We start from the raw sequence: 209 nt of genomic DNA, 5'->3' as shown, positions 1-209 counted from the left end.
AGCCCGTGGAAGACCCGGATTTCAGAGCCGACCCGCAAAGGGTTTTCCCGCTGACACGGCAATGAGGCAGCACGCCGTGCCGTCCCCAACAACCGGACACAGCTCAAATCGGGCGTCGCCCGGCAAGCGTTCAGATTGCGGACTGAAATCGTCGAGCGCTCCTTTGTTCATATCCTGGTTCGTGGCGGCATGCTCCGAACATATCTGCG

At 60.3% G+C, this 209-nt stretch carries 1 protein-coding gene; it reads right to left on the bottom strand.

Going from position 1 to position 209, the window contains the following annotated elements; translation table 11 throughout:
• Nucleotides 1-21 precede the first annotated feature (21 nt).
• Nucleotides 22-209: hypothetical protein (locus E1297_RS49395; RefSeq protein WP_209015506.1), on the bottom strand; the 188-nt coding region annotated here is incomplete at its 5' end.

The organism is Roseibium sp. RKSG952, assembly GCF_009711355.1.
The sequence above is the reverse complement of the archived record's forward strand: the minus strand, read 5'-3'. Positions and strand labels throughout refer to the sequence as shown.